The organism is Lacinutrix undariae (genome assembly GCF_052934785.1).
On record NZ_CM128809.1, the window covers coordinates 2,692,735 to 2,710,493 of the forward strand.

At 33.0% G+C, this 17,759-nt stretch carries 9 protein-coding genes and 1 other RNA gene; 5 read left to right on the top strand and 5 right to left on the bottom strand.

Annotation, left to right across the window (positions count from 1 at the left end; translation table 11 throughout):
* Positions 1-5: 5 nt before the first annotated feature.
* Positions 6-9,185 (bottom strand): HYR-like domain-containing protein, encoded by a 9,180-nt coding sequence (locus ACU4C5_RS12085; RefSeq protein WP_446844466.1) that lies wholly within the window; start codon positions 9,183-9,185, stop codon positions 6-8.
* A 30-nt stretch (positions 9,186-9,215) separates the two neighbouring features.
* A complete protein-coding gene (locus tag ACU4C5_RS12090; protein WP_446844467.1) occupies positions 9,216-9,725 on the bottom strand; it encodes a hypothetical protein in 510 nt (169 codons plus the stop codon).
* A gap of 342 nt (positions 9,726-10,067) precedes the next feature.
* On the opposite strand from ACU4C5_RS12090, the gene ACU4C5_RS12095 reads away from it, so the two are divergent.
* The 4 genes from ACU4C5_RS12095 (at position 10,068) to ACU4C5_RS12110 (ending at position 14,278) form a co-directional block, all read left to right on the top strand.
* Positions 10,068-10,553, top strand: a complete 486-nt coding sequence (locus ACU4C5_RS12095; protein WP_446844468.1) for a SixA phosphatase family protein — start codon at positions 10,068-10,070, stop codon at positions 10,551-10,553.
* A 131-nt stretch (positions 10,554-10,684) separates the two neighbouring features.
* A complete protein-coding gene (gene ppk1 / locus ACU4C5_RS12100) occupies positions 10,685-12,733 on the top strand; it encodes a polyphosphate kinase 1 (protein ID WP_446844469.1) in 2,049 nt (682 codons plus the stop codon).
* Between the two features lie 7 nt (positions 12,734-12,740).
* Positions 12,741-13,664 (top strand): Ppx/GppA phosphatase family protein, encoded by a 924-nt coding sequence (locus ACU4C5_RS12105; protein WP_446844470.1) that lies wholly within the window; start codon positions 12,741-12,743, stop codon positions 13,662-13,664.
* An 83-nt stretch (positions 13,665-13,747) separates the two neighbouring features.
* Positions 13,748-14,278, top strand: a complete 531-nt coding sequence (locus ACU4C5_RS12110) for a porin family protein (protein ID WP_446844471.1) — start codon at positions 13,748-13,750, stop codon at positions 14,276-14,278.
* Positions 14,279-14,363: 85 nt separating this feature from the next.
* Here the strand turns inward: ACU4C5_RS12110 and ACU4C5_RS12115 are convergent, their stop codons facing one another.
* From ACU4C5_RS12115 to dnaX, 3 genes are read right to left on the bottom strand one after another with little or no spacing between them, the layout of a single operon-like run.
* Positions 14,364-14,945 carry a MiaE family protein gene (locus ACU4C5_RS12115; protein ID WP_446844472.1) on the bottom strand — a complete coding sequence of 194 codons (582 nt, stop codon included), beginning with the start codon at positions 14,943-14,945 and terminating at the stop codon, positions 14,364-14,366.
* A gap of 1 nt (position 14,946) precedes the next feature.
* Entirely contained in the window at positions 14,947-15,501 is a 555-nt protein-coding gene (locus ACU4C5_RS12120; protein WP_446844473.1) for a hypothetical protein, read from the bottom strand.
* Between the two features lie 12 nt (positions 15,502-15,513).
* The gene (gene dnaX, locus ACU4C5_RS12125) at positions 15,514-17,226 is read right to left on the bottom strand and encodes a DNA polymerase III subunit gamma/tau (protein ID WP_446844474.1); all 1,713 of its coding nucleotides are present in this window, start codon (positions 17,224-17,226) and stop codon (positions 15,514-15,516) included.
* Positions 17,227-17,442: 216 nt separating this feature from the next.
* Here dnaX and rnpB point away from each other — a divergent pair.
* Positions 17,443-17,754: RNase P RNA component class A (rnpB, locus tag ACU4C5_RS12130), an RNA gene on the top strand.
* The last annotated feature ends 5 nt before the right edge of the window (positions 17,755-17,759 follow it).

Here is a 17,759-nt window from a genome sequence, read left to right on the forward strand (position 1 = left end):
AAGATTTATTTAGTTCCTACGTAAATTGGACCTGAAAAAGGTTTCAATCCACTATCCTTTAAATTGATTATATAATAATATGTTCCTGTTGGTACTTGATCAGATGCTCCAACTGATGAGTTATGAGAGAATCCATTCCAATCATTATTGTAATTAGAGTTTTCATAAATTTTAGCTCCCCATCTGTTAAATATTTGTAATTCTACAGTAAATCCACAAAGCTCAATTCCTGTTACAGTAAAGTATTCATTCCATTGATCTCCATTAGGTGTTATTGATTTTGAAATTATAACAGATTCTTCATCACCACAAGCTAATACCACACATTCATCATTAATATTTACTGTAAGTTCTGTTACAGTTGGGCAATTACCGTTTGTTGTATAAGTAAATACGTAGTCGGTTAAAGCACTTGTGTCATAACTTCCATCTCCATAAAGAAGAGTAGAAGGATTGAAGTAATTTCCATCAATTTGAGCATCACCAACAGTTACAGTCCATTCTCCATTAGGATCAACATCTCCAGATAAAGTATCAAATAAGTCAAAATCAAAGTCTTCTGTAATACAGAATGATGTATTGTTTGATAGAATATTGTTTTCAACTATAACATTTACAGTTTGTGTAAATATAGATTGGTTATTACAGTCATCACTTGCTGTCCAAGTTCTTGTAATAATATAGCTTTCACCGTTTGCAGAATCTGTATAAGCTTCTTCAAAATCAACTGTTACTTCACTTGAGCAAGTATCTGTAAAAGACAATTCAGGTATTTCTGGAATATTAGAACAAACACTCTCTACAACGTTTTGATATGTTCCTACTAATGTTGGCGCAGTAGTATCAAGAACATTAATTGTTTGAGTTAAAGTTGTTGTGTTATCACAAGCATCAGTTACTGACCAAGTTCTAGTGATTACAGAACTGTTAGGACAATCACCAGCAGCAGTGGCATCGGTGAAAGTAGCTTCTAAATCAGTAGCACAATTATCAGTGATATCAGCTACGTTACCAGTTACTGTTAAATCAGTAGCATCATCAGAACACTCAATAGTTACATCTGCAGGAACAGTAAATGTTGGCGCAGTAGTATCAAGAACATTAATTGTTTGAGTTAAAGTTGTTGTGTTATCACAAGCATCAGTTACTGACCAAGTTCTAGTGATTACAGAACTATTAGGACAATCACCAGCAGCAGTGGCATCGGTGAAAGTAGCTTCTAAATCAGTAGCACAATTATCAGCGATATCAGCTACGTTACCAGTTACTGTTAAATCAGTAGCATCATCAGAACATTCAATAGTTACATCTGCAGGAACAGTAAATGTTGGCGCAGTAGTATCAAGAACATTAATTGTTTGAGTTAAAGTTGTTGTGTTATCACAAGCATCAGTTACTGACCAAGTTCTAGTGATTACAGAACTGTTAGGACAATCACCAGCAGCAGTGGCATCGGTGAAAGTAGCTTCTAAATCAGTAGCACAATTATCAGCGATATCAGCTACGTTACCAGTTACTGTTAAATCGGTAGCATCATCAGAACACTCAATAGTTACATCTGCAGGAACAGTAAATGTTGGCGCAGTAGTATCAAGAACATTAATTGTTTGAGTTAAAGTTGTTGTGTTATCACAAGCATCAGTTACTGACCAAGTTCTAGTGATTACAGAACTGTTAGGACAATCACCAGCAGCAGTTGCATCGGTGAAAGTAGCTTCTAAATCAGTAGCACAATTATCAGTGATATCAGCTACGTTACCAGTTACTGTTAAATCGGTAGCATCATCAGAACACTCAATAGTTACATCTGCAGGAACAGTAAATGTTGGCGCAGTAGTATCAAGAACATTAATTGTTTGAGTTAAAGTTGTTGTGTTATCACAAGCATCAGTTACTGACCAAGTTCTAGTGATTACAGAACTATTAGGACAATCACCAGTAGCAGTTGCATCGGTGAAAGTAGCTTCTAAATCAGTAGCACAGTTATCAGTGATATCAGCTACGTTACCAGTTACTGTTAAATCGGTAGCATCATCAGAACACTCAATAGTTACATCTGCAGGAACAGTAAATGTTGGCGCAGTAGTATCAAGAACATTAATTGTTTGAGTTAAAGTTGTTGTGTTATCACAAGCATCAGTTACTGACCAAGTTCTAGTGATTACAGAACTGTTAGGACAATCACCAGCAGCAGTGGCATCGGTGAAAGTAGCTTCTAAATCAGTAGCACAATTATCAGTGATATCAGCTACGTTACCAGTTACTGTTAAATCGGTAGCATCATCAGAACACTCAATAGTTACATCTGCAGGAACAGTAAATGTTGGCGCAGTAGTATCAAGAACATTAATTGTTTGAGTTAAAGTTGTTGTGTTATCACAAGCATCAGTTACTGACCAAGTTCTAGTGATTACAGAACTATTAGGACAATCACCAGCAGCAGTGGCATCGGTGAAAGTAGCTTCTAAATCAGTAGCACAATTATCAGCGATATCAGCTACGTTACCAGTTACTGTTAAATCAGTAGCATCATCAGAACATTCAATAGTTACATCTGCAGGAACAGTAAATGTTGGCGCAGTAGTATCAAGAACATTAATTGTTTGAGTTAAAGTTGTTGTGTTATCACAAGCATCAGTTACTGACCAAGTTCTAGTGATTACAGAACTGTTAGGACAATCACCAGCAGCAGTGGCATCGGTGAAAGTAGCTTCTAAATCAGTAGCACAATTATCAGCGATATCAGCTACGTTACCAGTTACTGTTAAATCGGTAGCATCATCAGAACACTCAATAGTTACATCTGCAGGAACAGTAAATGTTGGCGCAGTAGTATCAAGAACATTAATTGTTTGAGTTAAAGTTGTTGTGTTATCACAAGCATCAGTTACTGACCAAGTTCTAGTGATTACAGAACTGTTAGGACAATCACCAGCAGCAGTTGCATCGGTGAAAGTAGCTTCTAAATCAGTAGCACAATTATCAGTGATATCAGCTACGTTACCAGTTACTGTTAAATCGGTAGCATCATCAGAACACTCAATAGTTACATCTGCAGGAACAGTAAATGTTGGCGCAGTAGTATCAAGAACATTAATTGTTTGAGTTAAAGTTGTTGTGTTATCACAAGCATCAGTTACTGACCAAGTTCTAGTGATTACAGAACTATTAGGACAATCACCAGTAGCAGTTGCATCGGTGAAAGTAGCTTCTAAATCAGTAGCACAGTTATCAGTGATATCAGCTACGTTACCAGTTACTGTTAAATCGGTAGCATCATCAGAACACTCAATAGTTACATCTGCAGGAACAGTAAATGTTGGCGCAGTAGTATCAAGAACATTAATTGTTTGATTACCTGTAGCTGTATTTCCACAAGAATCAGTAGCCGTCCAAGTTCTAGTGATTACAGAACTGTTAGCACAATCACCAGCAGCAGTTGCATCGGTGAAAGTTACAGCAGGTGTAGCACAATCGTCAGTAGCTGTTGCAGTTCCAGTATTTGTAGGTGTTGCATCATCAGAACATTCAATAGTTACATTTGCAGGAACAGTAAATGTTGGCGCAGTAGTATCAAGAACATTAATTGTTTGAGTTAAAGTTGTTGTGTTATCACAAGCATCAGTTACTGACCAAGTTCTAGTGATTACAGAACTGTTAGGACAATCACCAGCAGCAGTTGCATCGGTGAAAGTAGCTTCTAAATCAGTAGCACAGTTATCAGTGATATCAGCTACGTTACCAGTTACTGTTAAATCAGTAGCATCATCAGAACATTCAATAGTTACATCTGCAGGAACAGTAAATGTTGGCGCAGTAGTATCAAGAACATTAATTGTTTGAGTTAAAGTTGTTGTGTTATCACAAGCATCAGTTACTGACCAAGTTCTAGTGATTACAGAACTGTTAGGACAATCACCAGCAGCAGTTGCATCGGTGAAAGTAGCTTCTAAATCAGTAGCACAGTTATCAGTGATATCAGCTACGTTACCAGTTACTGTTAAATCAGTAGCATCATCAGAACATTCAATAGTTACATCTGCAGGAACAGTAAATGTTGGCGCAGTAGTATCAAGAACATTAATTGTTTGAGTTAAAGTTGTTGTGTTATCACAAGCATCAGTTACTGACCAAGTTCTAGTGATTACAGAACTGTTAGGACAATCACCAGTAGCAGTTGCATCGGTGAAAGTAGCTTCTAAATCAGTAGCACAGTTATCAGTGATATCAGCTACGTTACCAGTTACTGTTAAATCGGTAGCATCATCAGAACACTCAATAGTTACATCTGCAGGAACAGTAAATGTTGGCGCAGTAGTATCAAGAACATTAATTGTTTGAGTTAAAGTTGTTGTGTTATCACAAGCATCAGTTACTGACCAAGTTCTAGTGATTACAGAACTGTTAGGACAATCACCAGTAGCAGTTGCATCGGTGAAAGTAGCTTCTAAATCAGTAGCACAGTTATCAGTGATATCAGCTACGTTACCAGTTACTGTTAAATCGGTAGCATCATCAGAACACTCAATAGTTACATCTGCAGGAACAGTAAATGTTGGCGCAGTAGTATCAAGAACATTAATTGTTTGAGTTAAAGTTGTTGTGTTATCACAAGCATCAGTTACTGACCAAGTTCTAGTGATTACAGAACTGTTAGGACAATCACCAGCAGCAGTGGCATCGGTGAAAGTAGCTTCTAAATCAGTAGCACAGTTATCAGCGATATCAGCTACGTTACCAGTTACTGTTAAATCGGTAGCATCATCAGAACACTCAATAGTTACATCTGCAGGAACAGTAAATGTTGGCGCAGTAGTATCAAGAACATTAATTGTTTGATTACCTGTAGCTGTATTTCCACAAGAATCAGTAGCCGTCCAAGTTCTAGTGATTACAGAACTGTTAGCACAATCACCAGCAGCAGTTGCATCGGTGAAAGTTACAGCAGGTGTAGCACAATCGTCAGTAGCTGTTGCAGTTCCAGTATTTGTAGGTGTTGCATCATCAGAACATTCAATAGTTACATTTGCAGGTAATGTTAATATTGGATCAACCGTATCCATAATAGAATAAGTTGCAGTAGTAGTAGCTGTGTTTGTGCAACTATCAGTTGCAGTAAATGTTACTGTTATTGCACCTCTTTCACAATCTAAGTCTGTATTTTGACCATAATCATTTGTCCAAGTTACAGTTCCGCATGCATCAGTTGCAGTAGCACCAGCATTATTAGTTAACCAATTTTCAAGAGATCCTTCAGGAGTTACACCACATTGGATTTGGAGGTTTTCTTTATTAGTGGTATCTATAACTGGAGCAATAGTGTCTTCAACTTGAATAATTTGAGTAGCAGTAGAAAAGTTTCCACAGTTATCTGTAGCTGTCCAAGTTCTAGTTACTGTATAATTTTTATCACAAGTTCCGTTTACTGTTACGTCTTCAAAAGTTAAAGACACATCAGAAGAACAAGCATCAGTAACTGTAGCTTGAGTAAAGCTTATTGTTTGTGAACATTCAATAGTTGACGTTGCAGGTAAGGTCGCAATTACTGGAGCGGTGTTGTCTTGAACATTTACTGTTTGTGTAAATTCGGTTGTATTATCACAAGTATCAGTTGCTGTCCAAACTCTAGTTAATGTATATGTAGAATCACAAGATCCGTCAGTTTTAGTTTCTTCATAAGTTACTGCTGCATCACCACAATTATCAGTAGCAGTTAGAGTAGCAGCGTCTGGTATGTTATTACATTCAACAGTAATAGAAGTTTCAGGAAGTGTTTGAACAAATGTTGGATTTGTTTTGTCTTCTCCTGAATATGTAATTACTATATCACTAGCAGCGTTTCCGCAAGCATCAGTAATTTTATAAGTATAATCAACAGACCAAGCACAGTTGTTTCCTGTATTTTCAGTTGCTTTAGTTACGTTTACTGTTCCACAGTTGTCTGTGAATAAAGCAGTAATATCAGCAATAGAAGGTCCTTCAGGCATTTCACTTGCACAAGTATTTAAATTTGTACTTCCAGAAGGTACTGTTCCTATTAATTGCGGAGCAGTAGTATCTTTAATTGAGATTTTTTGAGTTCCTGAAGCGGTTAAGTTACAAGTGTTTGTTAGGGTAAACGTTCTTGTAACAGTAATTTCACAATCTGTAGATGTTGTTGTTGCATCTTGATATGTAATGCTTAAAATATCAGATCCAGTGTAAGTACCACCTTCAGTTGTAAATTGTGCTTCTGTAATAGTTGTTAAAGTTTCGCTATAACTTAATGTTGTTTCATTGTTATTAGTAGCATTTGTTACCGAACAACCTTCAACAGCAATTGTAGATGGAGCAGTTATAGTTGGTGCTACTGCAAGAGAAGCGCTAATTGTATAAGAAGCTGTTGCTGTACAGTCTGTAGTTGTATCAGTTACGATTACAGTGTGTGTACCATTATCAGCTCCTGATAAATCTTGAGCATCAGTATCTGGATTTTCTGCTCCATTGTTATCCCAATCGTAGGTGTAAGTTCCTGAACCACCTGAAACAGAAATGTCTATTGTACCATCATTACTTTCAGCACAACTTTCATTAGTAATATCTTCTAATGTAATTGTAATTTCTGGATGAACAGTAACAGTAAAAGGTGTACGTGTTCCACTACATGTATTACTAGGACCTTCAGCAGCGTAATATGTAAATACACCAGAAGTATCTGTATTAGGTATTAATGTCGCTTGACCTGTAGTACTTGGGTTATTATCAGCAAAAAAGAATACTGAATAATCTGAATTTGTAACTGTAGCAGTTAAAGGAGAAGCTGTTTCTTCAAAACAATAGCTTATGTTAGCAACTTCAGGAGTTGTTTCTATTTCATTTATTTCAATAGTAAAAATATAATTACAAGTTGAATTTCCTGGAGGAATTGCATAATAAGTATTTAAACCTATAGTAGCAGGTAAGGGGGTTGTATCAGTATATTGAATAGTTGATGAAGTTATTGGGTATGAATCATAAAATAATGAACCAGGAGGGAAATTAGCTTCAACTTCAGATACAGGAATTGAGTTTCCTGTAATACTACAATAGTAAAAATCTCTTTCAACAGAAATTCCTGTACAGTTATCTAAAATATATTGTTCCGAATCAATTGAAACAGCAATAGGATCTGTATTTGGTTCTCCTTGGCAATTTCCATCTTCTTGATAACCTTGTATTAAAGGAAGTTGATAATCTACTTTAGATATTTCACCTGTACCTTCAATATAACCACCTAGAATTACAATTTTAGGTTCACAATTATCGTTAATTAAGATTGAGCAGTCTGTAGTTGCTTCAAGTTCGAAAGTGATATCTGCTAATATCATTTCTATATCAGTACTATTTAAAGGTAAATATGAAAAATCCCATACTATTGCTCCAGTAGCTCCTTCATTAGGATCGAAATACGGAGGATTACCTTGAAATAAACTATGAAATTCATTATATGAAAGACTAGAGTATACATAGTTTGATGTAAATGGAATAGGTATTACTAATTTACCATCTACAATTGGTTCTGTACCTTTATTTCTTATTTCAACATTATACTCAACAATATCTCCTGGCACGACCTCTAAAGGATAAGTAGGTGGATTTCCATTTATAGAAGAAGCTGATAGTAATCCTTCTGACACAGGAATATAAGCTTCAATAGAGAATGTTACATTATATATTGAGTATGTATCACCGTTGGTAAAGTACTTAAATGATGTTGATGTTTGGTTATTATCAATAATAGCATTGTTTGTATTATTAACGTCAAACATACTAATATCCATACCTGAGTTATTAACTAGATTTGGATTACGGGTATTTCCTCCTGTTGCTATTGATGAGTTAAAGAAATTACTAGTACTATTTCCCGAATGACTTAATGAGGTATAAGTTGCTGTATTTTTATTTTCAATTTGGAAAGAATCTCCTGAATAAGCTACATCACCTTCACCGGCCATAACTCCTAATTTAAAATTAACATCACCTGATTGTACAGCATTAAATCCGTCAACATCAATTTGGTAACCACTATCTCCAGATTTAACAAAGGCATGACCATCAAAAATAGTAATATCTCGCCATTTCATTAGGGTGTTTTCGTAAACAACAACCATTCCCCATCCTCCAAAGTAACCCGTACCATCTGGATCTCCTTCTTTTAATGCCATATCAGCAACAACGTAGTCTCCAAGTCCGTTTGTTTTTACATAATCTGTAACTTCAGTATAGGCAGAAAAAATATATTGATCTGTATTTGTAGGATAATATATTTCATTATTACTAGCCGTTAGTTGTGTATAAGTTGATGCGCCAGGACCTTTTATAGAAATTTGATGCTTATCATAGTTTTTAGTAACCTGTACTGTTTCTGGAATTTCTTCAGTATAAGTAATATTAATGAAAGCTCTATCTGTTCCTTGTAAACGAAATCTTGTTAATTCAAAAGAATAATCTGTTCCTGAATATATTGAATAAGGGGTAGATAGGTATGCATTATTATTATTAATACTAGATGTAGAAACTGCTGTTTCACTTCCTCCGTTTACTTTTACATGTAAAGTTTTATTGTTTCCACTAGTTCTGTATATAAAATTGTAGGTATCTCCAGCTCCAGATGACGTAAATTTAAAAGTATAAGTTCCGTTAGAAACAGTTTTTGTAATCGTATAATTAGTATTTGGAATATTTTCAGTAGGGTAAATAATATCAGTTTCTGTTACTTGTTGTGACGTTGTGTTTCCTGTAAGCACATCTTTAGTAACATTAAAAGTATTAGCCGATCCTGATCGTCCACTCCAATAAAGTCCCGCATAAATAATGTTTGAACATTCTGGATTAGCATCATTTTCTTCAGATAAAGTTAATGTTGCAGAAGATGAGTTTAGTGTATAAGGATCATTATCTACATCAACATAAATCATATCGTTACCTCCATTAGCTCTAGTGTTTGAATAGTTTTCTAATGTTAGGTTGGTGTTTCCTATCATTGTAAAATCACCTTTAACATTATATATAGTCTTTGCAGGAGTGTAAACTGAAGATCGCTCTTCAAAATCTACTCTTACTTGACTATAACTATTAAAAGAAACAAAACAAGCCATAAAGGCTACCAATGCAAAATGCATTAGCTGTTTATAGGTGTTAGTTTTTGAGGTGTATAAGTTTTTCATTTTTATAACTTTGTTAAGTTAATAGCAATATTATGAACGGTCTATATTTTTGTAAAAAATACTGATCTCTGGATCTGCATTTATGATAAATTGAAGAATTTGATTTTCAGTTAAGTTAAAATCACTTTTTATATAAATATATTTAAGATGATTAAAGCCTCTTATGGAATCAACATCAAAAACAGTTGATAAATCTGATATATCTTTTAAGTTTATTGTAATCATTTCAATATCCTTATAAAGTTTGTTTCGTGTTTTTATGATTTCAAAAGATTGTGTATCTTTTAATTTTAACACTTTAGGAGAAGTTACACCGTTTACACTTATAACTGTATTATTTTCAATATAAACAGACGATTGTAAATCGTATAATAAATGAGTAGGGTAGTTAGTAATAGAATTTGCAGGACTTGCTGTTCTAGCATTACTATTTGCATTCCTTTCAGTTAAATTGTGAATTGTGTTTGTTTGAGAAAAACTAACTGTGTTAATCAAAATCGATATTAAGATTACTAGTAGTATTGTAATTTTGTTTTTCATAATCATGACGTTAAAAAGTGTAACTGTTTGATATTCTGTTTTTGTTTATTAAAATCAATAATTATTGATACAGAAAAATCATTCATATATTAGATGTTGAAAAACAAATTTTATGAAGATCTAAATTATATGTATATATAGAAGGATATGTGTGGTTAGCAGCATAAATTAGAATACATTAATATATTTTAGATTTGGGATCAATTACATTAATTTTATAATACAAATCAACTGATTACTAATATGTTTAGCAAATATAAGTGTTGAATAGACAAAAATACTCGTTAAAACGGATTTATCACATATTTAATCGATGTTTTTTGCACTTAAACGAATTTTTTTATGAAAAACTTAACATTAATAAGACATGCAAAATCCTCTTGGGAGCATGAAATTGACGATTTATATCGCCCACTAAAAAATAGCGGTAATGAAGATGCAGCAATAGTTAGTAAAAAACTAAAAGCTGTATTTATACCACCTGATATTGTGTTTTGTAGCCCCGCTGAACGTGCATTAGCTACTTGTAATATATTTATGAAAAATTTAAAGGTTAATACCGATTTGTTGCACATCGAAGAGGATTTGTATGATTTTGGTGGACATAAAGTGCTTCGTTTTATTAAAAGAATAAATAATTCGGTAGATAATGTTATTTTATTCGGTCATAATCATGCCTTTACAGCACTTTCTAACGAATTAAGTAACCTTAAAATTGATAATTTACCAACCAGTGGCGTAGTGGTTATGAAGTTTGATATTGAAGACTGGAATCACATAGGAAACGGTAAAGTAGAGCAGGTGTTATACCCTAAACTTTATAAATAAATTAGAAACTACTTTTGAGTATAGAATCACAATATAATTTTCTAAGATTAAATTATTGTTTTATTTATTTCTGAATTAAAAAATATTATATAAATAGGATATCTTTGTAGAAGTATAAATATGTATTATTAATGATAAAGGAGAAAAATACTTACGTAAATAGAGAGTTAAGTTGGTTACAATTTAACGCAAGAGTTTTACAAGAAGCTGCAGATGAAACAGTACCATTAATTGAACGTTTACGTTTTTTAGGGATTTTCTCCAATAATCTCGATGAATTTTTTAAAGTACGATATGCCACTGTAAAACGAATTGTTGAAGCAGGTAAAGCTGGTAAAAACGCGTTAGGTGGAATTAGAGCTAATGATTTATTAGAAAAAATTACACAAGTTGTTATTAAAAAGCAAAGTGAGAGTTTAGATATTTTAAATAATATTCAAGAAAAACTTGAAGAAGAAAATATTCATATTATTAATGAGACTCAAATAGATGAATCTCAAGATGAGTTTATTCAAAATTATTTTATTCAAAAAGTAAGCCCCGCTTTAGTAACAATAATTCTTAATGATGATGTAAAACTACCCGTTCTTAAAGATATTTCGGCTTATTTAGCTGTGAAAATGGTTTTAGCGACAGGAGACACGCAATATGCTCTTATTGAAATTCCAAAATCTATAGATCGTTTTGTTGTGTTACCTCGAAAAAATGATACCGATTATATCATTATGCTCGATGACTTATTACGTTATTGCTTAGATGATATTTTTAATATATTTGATTATAGTAGTATTTCTGCACATATGATAAAAATTACCAGAGATGGTGAGTTAGATTTTGATAGTGATTTAAGTAAAAGTTTTATTGATAAAATTTCCGAAAGTGTAAAACACCGTCAAGTAGGAGATCCTGTTCGTTTTGTATATGATAAAACAATTGATACCGAAACGTTACAATTTTTAATGGGTAAAATGGAAATTGAATCTAGCGATAGTGTTATTCCTGGAGGACGTTACCATAATCGTCGCGATTATATGGGCTTTCCAAGTTTAGGAAGAAAAGACCTATTATACGATAAAATTAAAGCATTACCAGTAAAAGGATTAAGTCTTCAAAGTAGTATTTTTACAACTATTTCAGAAAAAGATTATTTATTATATACACCATATCATACCTTTTCATATGTGGTGAAATTTTTACGTGAAGCTGCACTAGATCCTCAGGTGAAAACTATAAAAATTACTATTTACCGTTTAGCACAAATTTCGCACGTGGCAAGTTCGTTAATTAATGCTGCAAAAAACGGAAAAAAAGTAACTGTTTCTATTGAGTTACAAGCCCGTTTTGATGAACAAGCAAATATTGATTATGCAGAGCAAATGCAAGACGAAGGTGTAAATATGTTATTTGGTGTTACCGGATTAAAAGTACACAGTAAAATGTGTGTTATTGAGCGCGAAGAAAATGCCAAATTAAAACGTTATGGATTTATAAGTACTGGAAATTTTAACGAATCTACAGCTAAAATCTATACCGACTTCACACTCTTTACTGCCGATCAAAAAATCCTTAAAGATTTAAATAAAGTTTTCGCTTTTTTTGATGCTAATTATCGCATATACAGATACAAACATATCATTACATCGCCACATTATACTAAAACAAAATTCTTTAAACTTATAGATAACGAAATTGCAAATGTAAAGGCAGGAAAACCAGCATTTATTAAATTGAAAATGAATAGTATATCAAGTTATACTATGGTTGATAAGCTTTATGAAGCAAGTAGAGCTGGTGTAAAAATTCAAATGATTGTTCGTGGAATTTGTTGCCTTGTGCCAGGTGTAAAAGGCATGAGCGAAAACATAGAAATTGTAAGTATTATTGATAAGTTTTTAGAGCACACAAGACTGTATGTGTTTTGTAATAATAACGAAAATAAAGTTTTTATTTCATCGGCAGATTGGATGACACGTAATATTGAAAATAGGGTAGAAGTCACTTGTCCTATTTATGATGAAGGAATTAAACAAGAACTTTTAGATATTTTTGATATTTGTTGGAATGATAACGTAAAATCTCGTATTTTAAACGAAATTCAAGACAATCAATATAAACGTAACGATTTGCCAAAAGTTAGAGCGCAATTTGAAACGTATGATTATTATTTAAATAAAATCTAAAAATCACATGTTATCTATAAAAAAATACGCTGCGATAGATATAGGTTCTAATGCAGTACGACTACTCATTTCTAATATTATTGAACAAAAAGGGAAACCAACAAGATTTAAAAAAAACTCTTTAGTTCGTGTACCAATCCGTTTGGGTGCCGATGTGTTTTTAAATGGTGAAATTTCCGAAGAAAATAAAACACGAATGCTCGATACCATGACAGCATTCAGACTCTTAATGAAATCCCACAGAGTAGTTAATTATAAAGCTTGTGCAACTTCGGCAATGCGAGAAGCTACTAACGGAGAAGAAATTTCAAAGCTAATTTCAAAACAAGCTAAAATTGAAATTGATATTATTAATGGAGAAGAAGAAGCTGCTATTATTGCTGCAACAGATTTAAATAGCTATATAGATCCTAATAAAACCTATTTATATGTAGATGTTGGGGGAGGAAGTACTGAGTTTTCAGTGATTCATCATGGAGAAACTGTAGCTTCAAAATCTTTTAAAATAGGTACGGTTAGGTTGCTAAATGATATTGTGAAAAAGGAAACTTGGAACGAGCTTGAAACCTGGATAAAACAGAATACTGGTAGTTTTGATAAATTAGATCTTATTGGTTCTGGTGGAAATATTAATAAAATATTTAAGATTTCAGGAAAAGCATTAGGCAAACCATTAACCTATTTTTATTTAACGTCATATTATAATAAACTCCAAACGTATTCATACGAAGAACGTATTACAGAACTCGATTTAAATCAAGATAGAGCCGATGTAATTATTCCGGCAACTCGTATTTATTTATCTGCAATGAAATGGAGTGGTGCTAAAGATATTTATGTTCCTAAAATTGGACTTTCAGATGGTATTATTAAAAGTGTTTACTACAAAACAGTATCTAGTATTAATATGTTAGATAAAGTAACCGTTTAACTTGTTTTTTAAGATAGATATCTAATAATTAGTTAGTTTAATAAAATAACTTTTATATTCAGACACTCAATCAATATAAAAACATGAAAAAAAACATTTTACTTATAGCCTTTACTTGTTTTACAGTCTTAAGTTTTTCACAAGAATTACACTACGGAGTTAGAGCAGGATTAAATATTTCAAATTTAGATTTTAAACCAGGTCCTACATTTGATAACGAACATAGAAACGGGTTTGCTTTTGGTGGATTTGTTGATTATGGTTTTACAGAAAGTTTATCTTTATTAGTAGAACTTCAATATTCTGCTGAAGGTGGGAAATCTGAAGATTTAAGAGCAGATTACATTCAATTACCAGTTATGTTACGTTATGGAATTGGAGATAAATTTACTGCAGGTGTTGGTCCGATGGCTAGTTTAAAAACATGGGAAGAAAGGGATGGATTTTCAACATTCGCATTTTCTTTAGTAGGAGGATTGGAGTATATGCTAACCGATGAGTTATTTATAGATTCTCGTGTACACTACGGTTTAACTAACATCTTAGATGAGCATACTAAAAATCTTGAAGCTAAAAACATGACGTTTCAATTTGGTATAGGATTAAAAATATAACCAGAATAAATCACATAAAAAAAGCTCTGAATATTAAATATTCAGAGCTTTTTTTTGTTTCATTTTATAACTCAACAACAGCTTTTTACCCGTGTATTGTTTGACTTTTACTTAAATCTTTCATTATTTCTGCTTCAAAATCTAAAAGATCTTGCCATTTTTGATCTACTTCTTCACGGTCACCATATTGTCTTGCAAATCCTAAAAACATAGTGTAATGATTGGCTTCACTAACCATTAATTTTCTGTAAAATTCAGCTAATTCTTTATCCTCTAATTCTTCCGATAATAATCTAAAACGCTCACAACTTCTGGCTTCAATTAAAGCCGCATAAAGTAAACGGTGTACTAATTGTGTGGTTCTGCTTCCGCCTTTAGGAAAAAATTTAATTAAGCTTAATACATAGTCGTCTTTTCGGTCTCTACCTAAAACCCAACCGTTAGCAATAATTCTATCATGTACCATTTTAAAATGGCTAATTTCCTCTTTTACTAAGGCCACCATTTCTTGTACAAGATCCGTGTATTCTGGAAAACTTACAATTAATGAAATGGCCGTACTTGTTGCTTTTTGTTCGCAATAAGCGTGGTCTGTAAGGATATCTTCAATGTTTTTTTCAACAATGTTTACCCATCTAGGATCTGTTGGAAGTTTTAAACCGAGCATATTATATGTGTTCTTCTTTTAAAAATAGTTGTTGTGTACCAAATGCATCAACCGACATTTGATATAATTTATAAGCTTTAGTTTTTGGGTCTTCAAATGCAATATCAATCGCTACATTTGTTGCAGTTGATGCTTCTTGATTTACCCAAACATGTTGTAAAATAGCACGATCCCAAAACGGGTGATTGGTCTTAAAATCTTCAGTAGAAATTAAGGTTGAAAAAACCGTTTTCTGTGGAGTTGTTACTGCTATTTCAGATTCAAAAATACGGTGATAATCTATAGTTTTTTGATTTGAAACTTGTTGTGTATTTATAAGAATGTTCTTGTCCATTACACTATAGTTTTTTATATGAACATTAAAAACATCACCTATAAGTGTGTCTGTAACTATTTCGGTATAGTTTTCTGGTGTAATAGTAATTATATCGAGTTGTAATTGTTTATCGTTAAATTCTGAAATCGCTTTTTTTAAGGAGTCGCTATGAGATGTTCTGCTATCGCAACTAGTTAAGCAAATACTTAAAATTATAAAAAATAATGCGACGTATTTCATAAGATTGAAAAATTATAAATCTAAACTAAATCGACTTCTAAGAAGTTCTAAGTTAGGATTTTTTTCTTTAAGTTTCTCAAATTTATCTTCGTCAGTAAACACGTACTTTTTAGCAACTTCTTCGTTTACATTAATAGCTAAAGTTAATTCGTAATTTTTTAAGGTGCTTCTTAAATGCTCCATTAGCGGAAATTGCGCACGCTCTAATTCAATCTTTAAAGATTCGTTAGGAAATTCTAGATTGATAATTAACCCTTTTAAAACAGGTTTTCGCATGTTAAGAATAGAAGACATGATCTTTTCTCCTTTAGCGTCAATTTGATCTATATATTGATTCCAAGCCGTATGAAAAGCTTCTTCTGTAAAATCTTCTTTTGGTAAATCTTCAGGATCTACAACAACTTCCATCTGTTTTATAAGATGTTCTTTTTTAGCTCTAATACTACTTAAAGATAATCCAGATGTTGCACTTCCTAGTTTTTTAGCCACCAATTTTGGAGGCTCAGGTTTTGGTGGTGCTTTTACTGCTACCGGTTCTGTTTTGGCAGGAGTAGTTGCTGTAGCTGTATTTTGAGCTTCAGGTTTAGGTGAAATTTTTATAGGAGTAATGCCTTTTGCTCTAAAATAAGATGCCGGAATTATGAACCGTTTGCTATTTTTTTTTTCTCCATCAAAAGTGATAGAGGCAAGTTGCATTAAAGTAAGTTCGACGAGGAGTCGTTGGTTTTTACTGGATTTATATTTGAGATCACAATCGTTGGCGAGCTCAATACCTTTTAGTAAAAAGTCTATTGATGTTTTTTTAGATTGATCAGCATACTTAATTGTAGTATCCTCTCCAACTTCTAAAAGCTCTAAAGTTTGTGGGTTTTTACACACCATTAAATCTCTAAAGTGAGACGCTAATCCGGCAATGTAATGTTGCCCATCAAATCCTTTTGATAGGGTCGTATTGAACTGTATAAGTAACTCCGGAATTTTATTCTCAAGAATTAAATCGGTACTTGTAAGATAAGTTTCGTAATCTAATACGTTAAGGTTTTCGGTAACGGCTTGTCGTGTTAAGTTTTTACCAGAAAAACTAACTACTCGATCAAATATAGAAAGAGCATCACGCATAGCTCCATCTGCTTTTTGAGCAATAATATGAAGTGCATCATCTTCGGCAACAACACCTTGTTCTTCAGCAATATATTTTAAGTAGTTTTTAGCATCTTTTACCGTAATACGTTTAAAGTCGAAAATTTGACAACGTGATAAAATAGTTGGTATAATTTTATGTTTTTCGGTAGTTGCAAGTATAAAAATACAATGCTTAGGTGGTTCTTCTAATGTTTTTAAAAAGGCATTAAAAGCTGCTTGAGATAACATATGTACCTCATCAATAATGTACACTTTATACTTTCCAACTTGTGGCGGTATTCTAACTTGATCAGTAAGATTTCTAATATCATCTACCGAGTTGTTTGACGCCGCATCAAGTTCAAAAATATTAAAAGCAAAATCCTCATCTGCAGTTTCATTACCATCACTATTTATCATTTTAGATAAAATACGAGCGCAGGTTGTTTTACCAACTCCACGTGGTCCTGTAAATAATAAGGCTTGGGCTAAGTGATTGTTTTCAATGGCATTTAATAAAGTATTGGTAATAGCTTGCTGCCCTACAACGTCCTTAAACGTTTGGGGTCTGTATTTACGAGCTGATACTATAAAGTGTTCCATTGACATCTTAATGAATTACAAATTTAAAAATATAGCTCAAATTATACGCTTTATACTGATTTTTTTAAGGGTTAGTTATTAACATTTTTAATAATTTTAAAGAATCCCCCCTGTTTTTTAAGAACTTACCTTTTTTGAACTGTAAATTTTATCATACTGAAGATTTTTAAACCTCATATTTTAGAAAATAGCATTTGTTAATTGTACATTTGCGCCCAAGTAAATCGCCTTATCGCTGTTTGTTTTACAAATGGAGGAAAGTCCGAACACCATAGTGCAATCATAGTGGTTAACGGCCACCGGTCGTGAGGCTAGGAAAAGTGCAACAGAAAGTATGTACAGGTAATGCTGTAGTGAAACCAGGTAAACTCTATGTGGTGCAATGTCATGTATACCAACGCTTGAGGGCTGCACGCTCGATTGTTGGAGGGTAGGCAGCTAAAGTGTGCTGGTAACAGTACACGTAGATAAATGATAAGGGTCAAAGTTTCTTTGATACAGAATTCGGCTTATAGATTTACTTAAACAAACAA

What these genes read in the sequence shown, in the direction of transcription:
- ACU4C5_RS12085 (WP_446844466.1), bottom strand. Translation starts at nt 9,185, where the DNA reads ATGAAAAACTTATACACCTCAAAAACTAACACCTATAAACAGCTAATG.
- ACU4C5_RS12090 (WP_446844467.1), bottom strand. Translation starts at nt 9,725, where the DNA reads ATGAAAAACAAAATTACAATACTACTAGTAATCTTAATATCGATTTTG.
- ACU4C5_RS12095 (WP_446844468.1), top strand. Translation starts at nt 10,068, where the DNA reads ATGAAAAACTTAACATTAATAAGACATGCAAAATCCTCTTGGGAGCAT.
- ppk1 (WP_446844469.1), top strand. Translation starts at nt 10,685, where the DNA reads ATGATAAAGGAGAAAAATACTTACGTAAATAGAGAGTTAAGTTGGTTA.
- ACU4C5_RS12105 (WP_446844470.1), top strand. Translation starts at nt 12,741, where the DNA reads ATGTTATCTATAAAAAAATACGCTGCGATAGATATAGGTTCTAATGCA.
- ACU4C5_RS12110 (WP_446844471.1), top strand. Translation starts at nt 13,748, where the DNA reads ATGAAAAAAAACATTTTACTTATAGCCTTTACTTGTTTTACAGTCTTA.
- ACU4C5_RS12115 (WP_446844472.1), bottom strand. Translation starts at nt 14,945, where the DNA reads ATGCTCGGTTTAAAACTTCCAACAGATCCTAGATGGGTAAACATTGTT.
- ACU4C5_RS12120 (WP_446844473.1), bottom strand. Translation starts at nt 15,501, where the DNA reads ATGAAATACGTCGCATTATTTTTTATAATTTTAAGTATTTGCTTAACT.
- dnaX (WP_446844474.1), bottom strand. Translation starts at nt 17,226, where the DNA reads ATGGAACACTTTATAGTATCAGCTCGTAAATACAGACCCCAAACGTTT.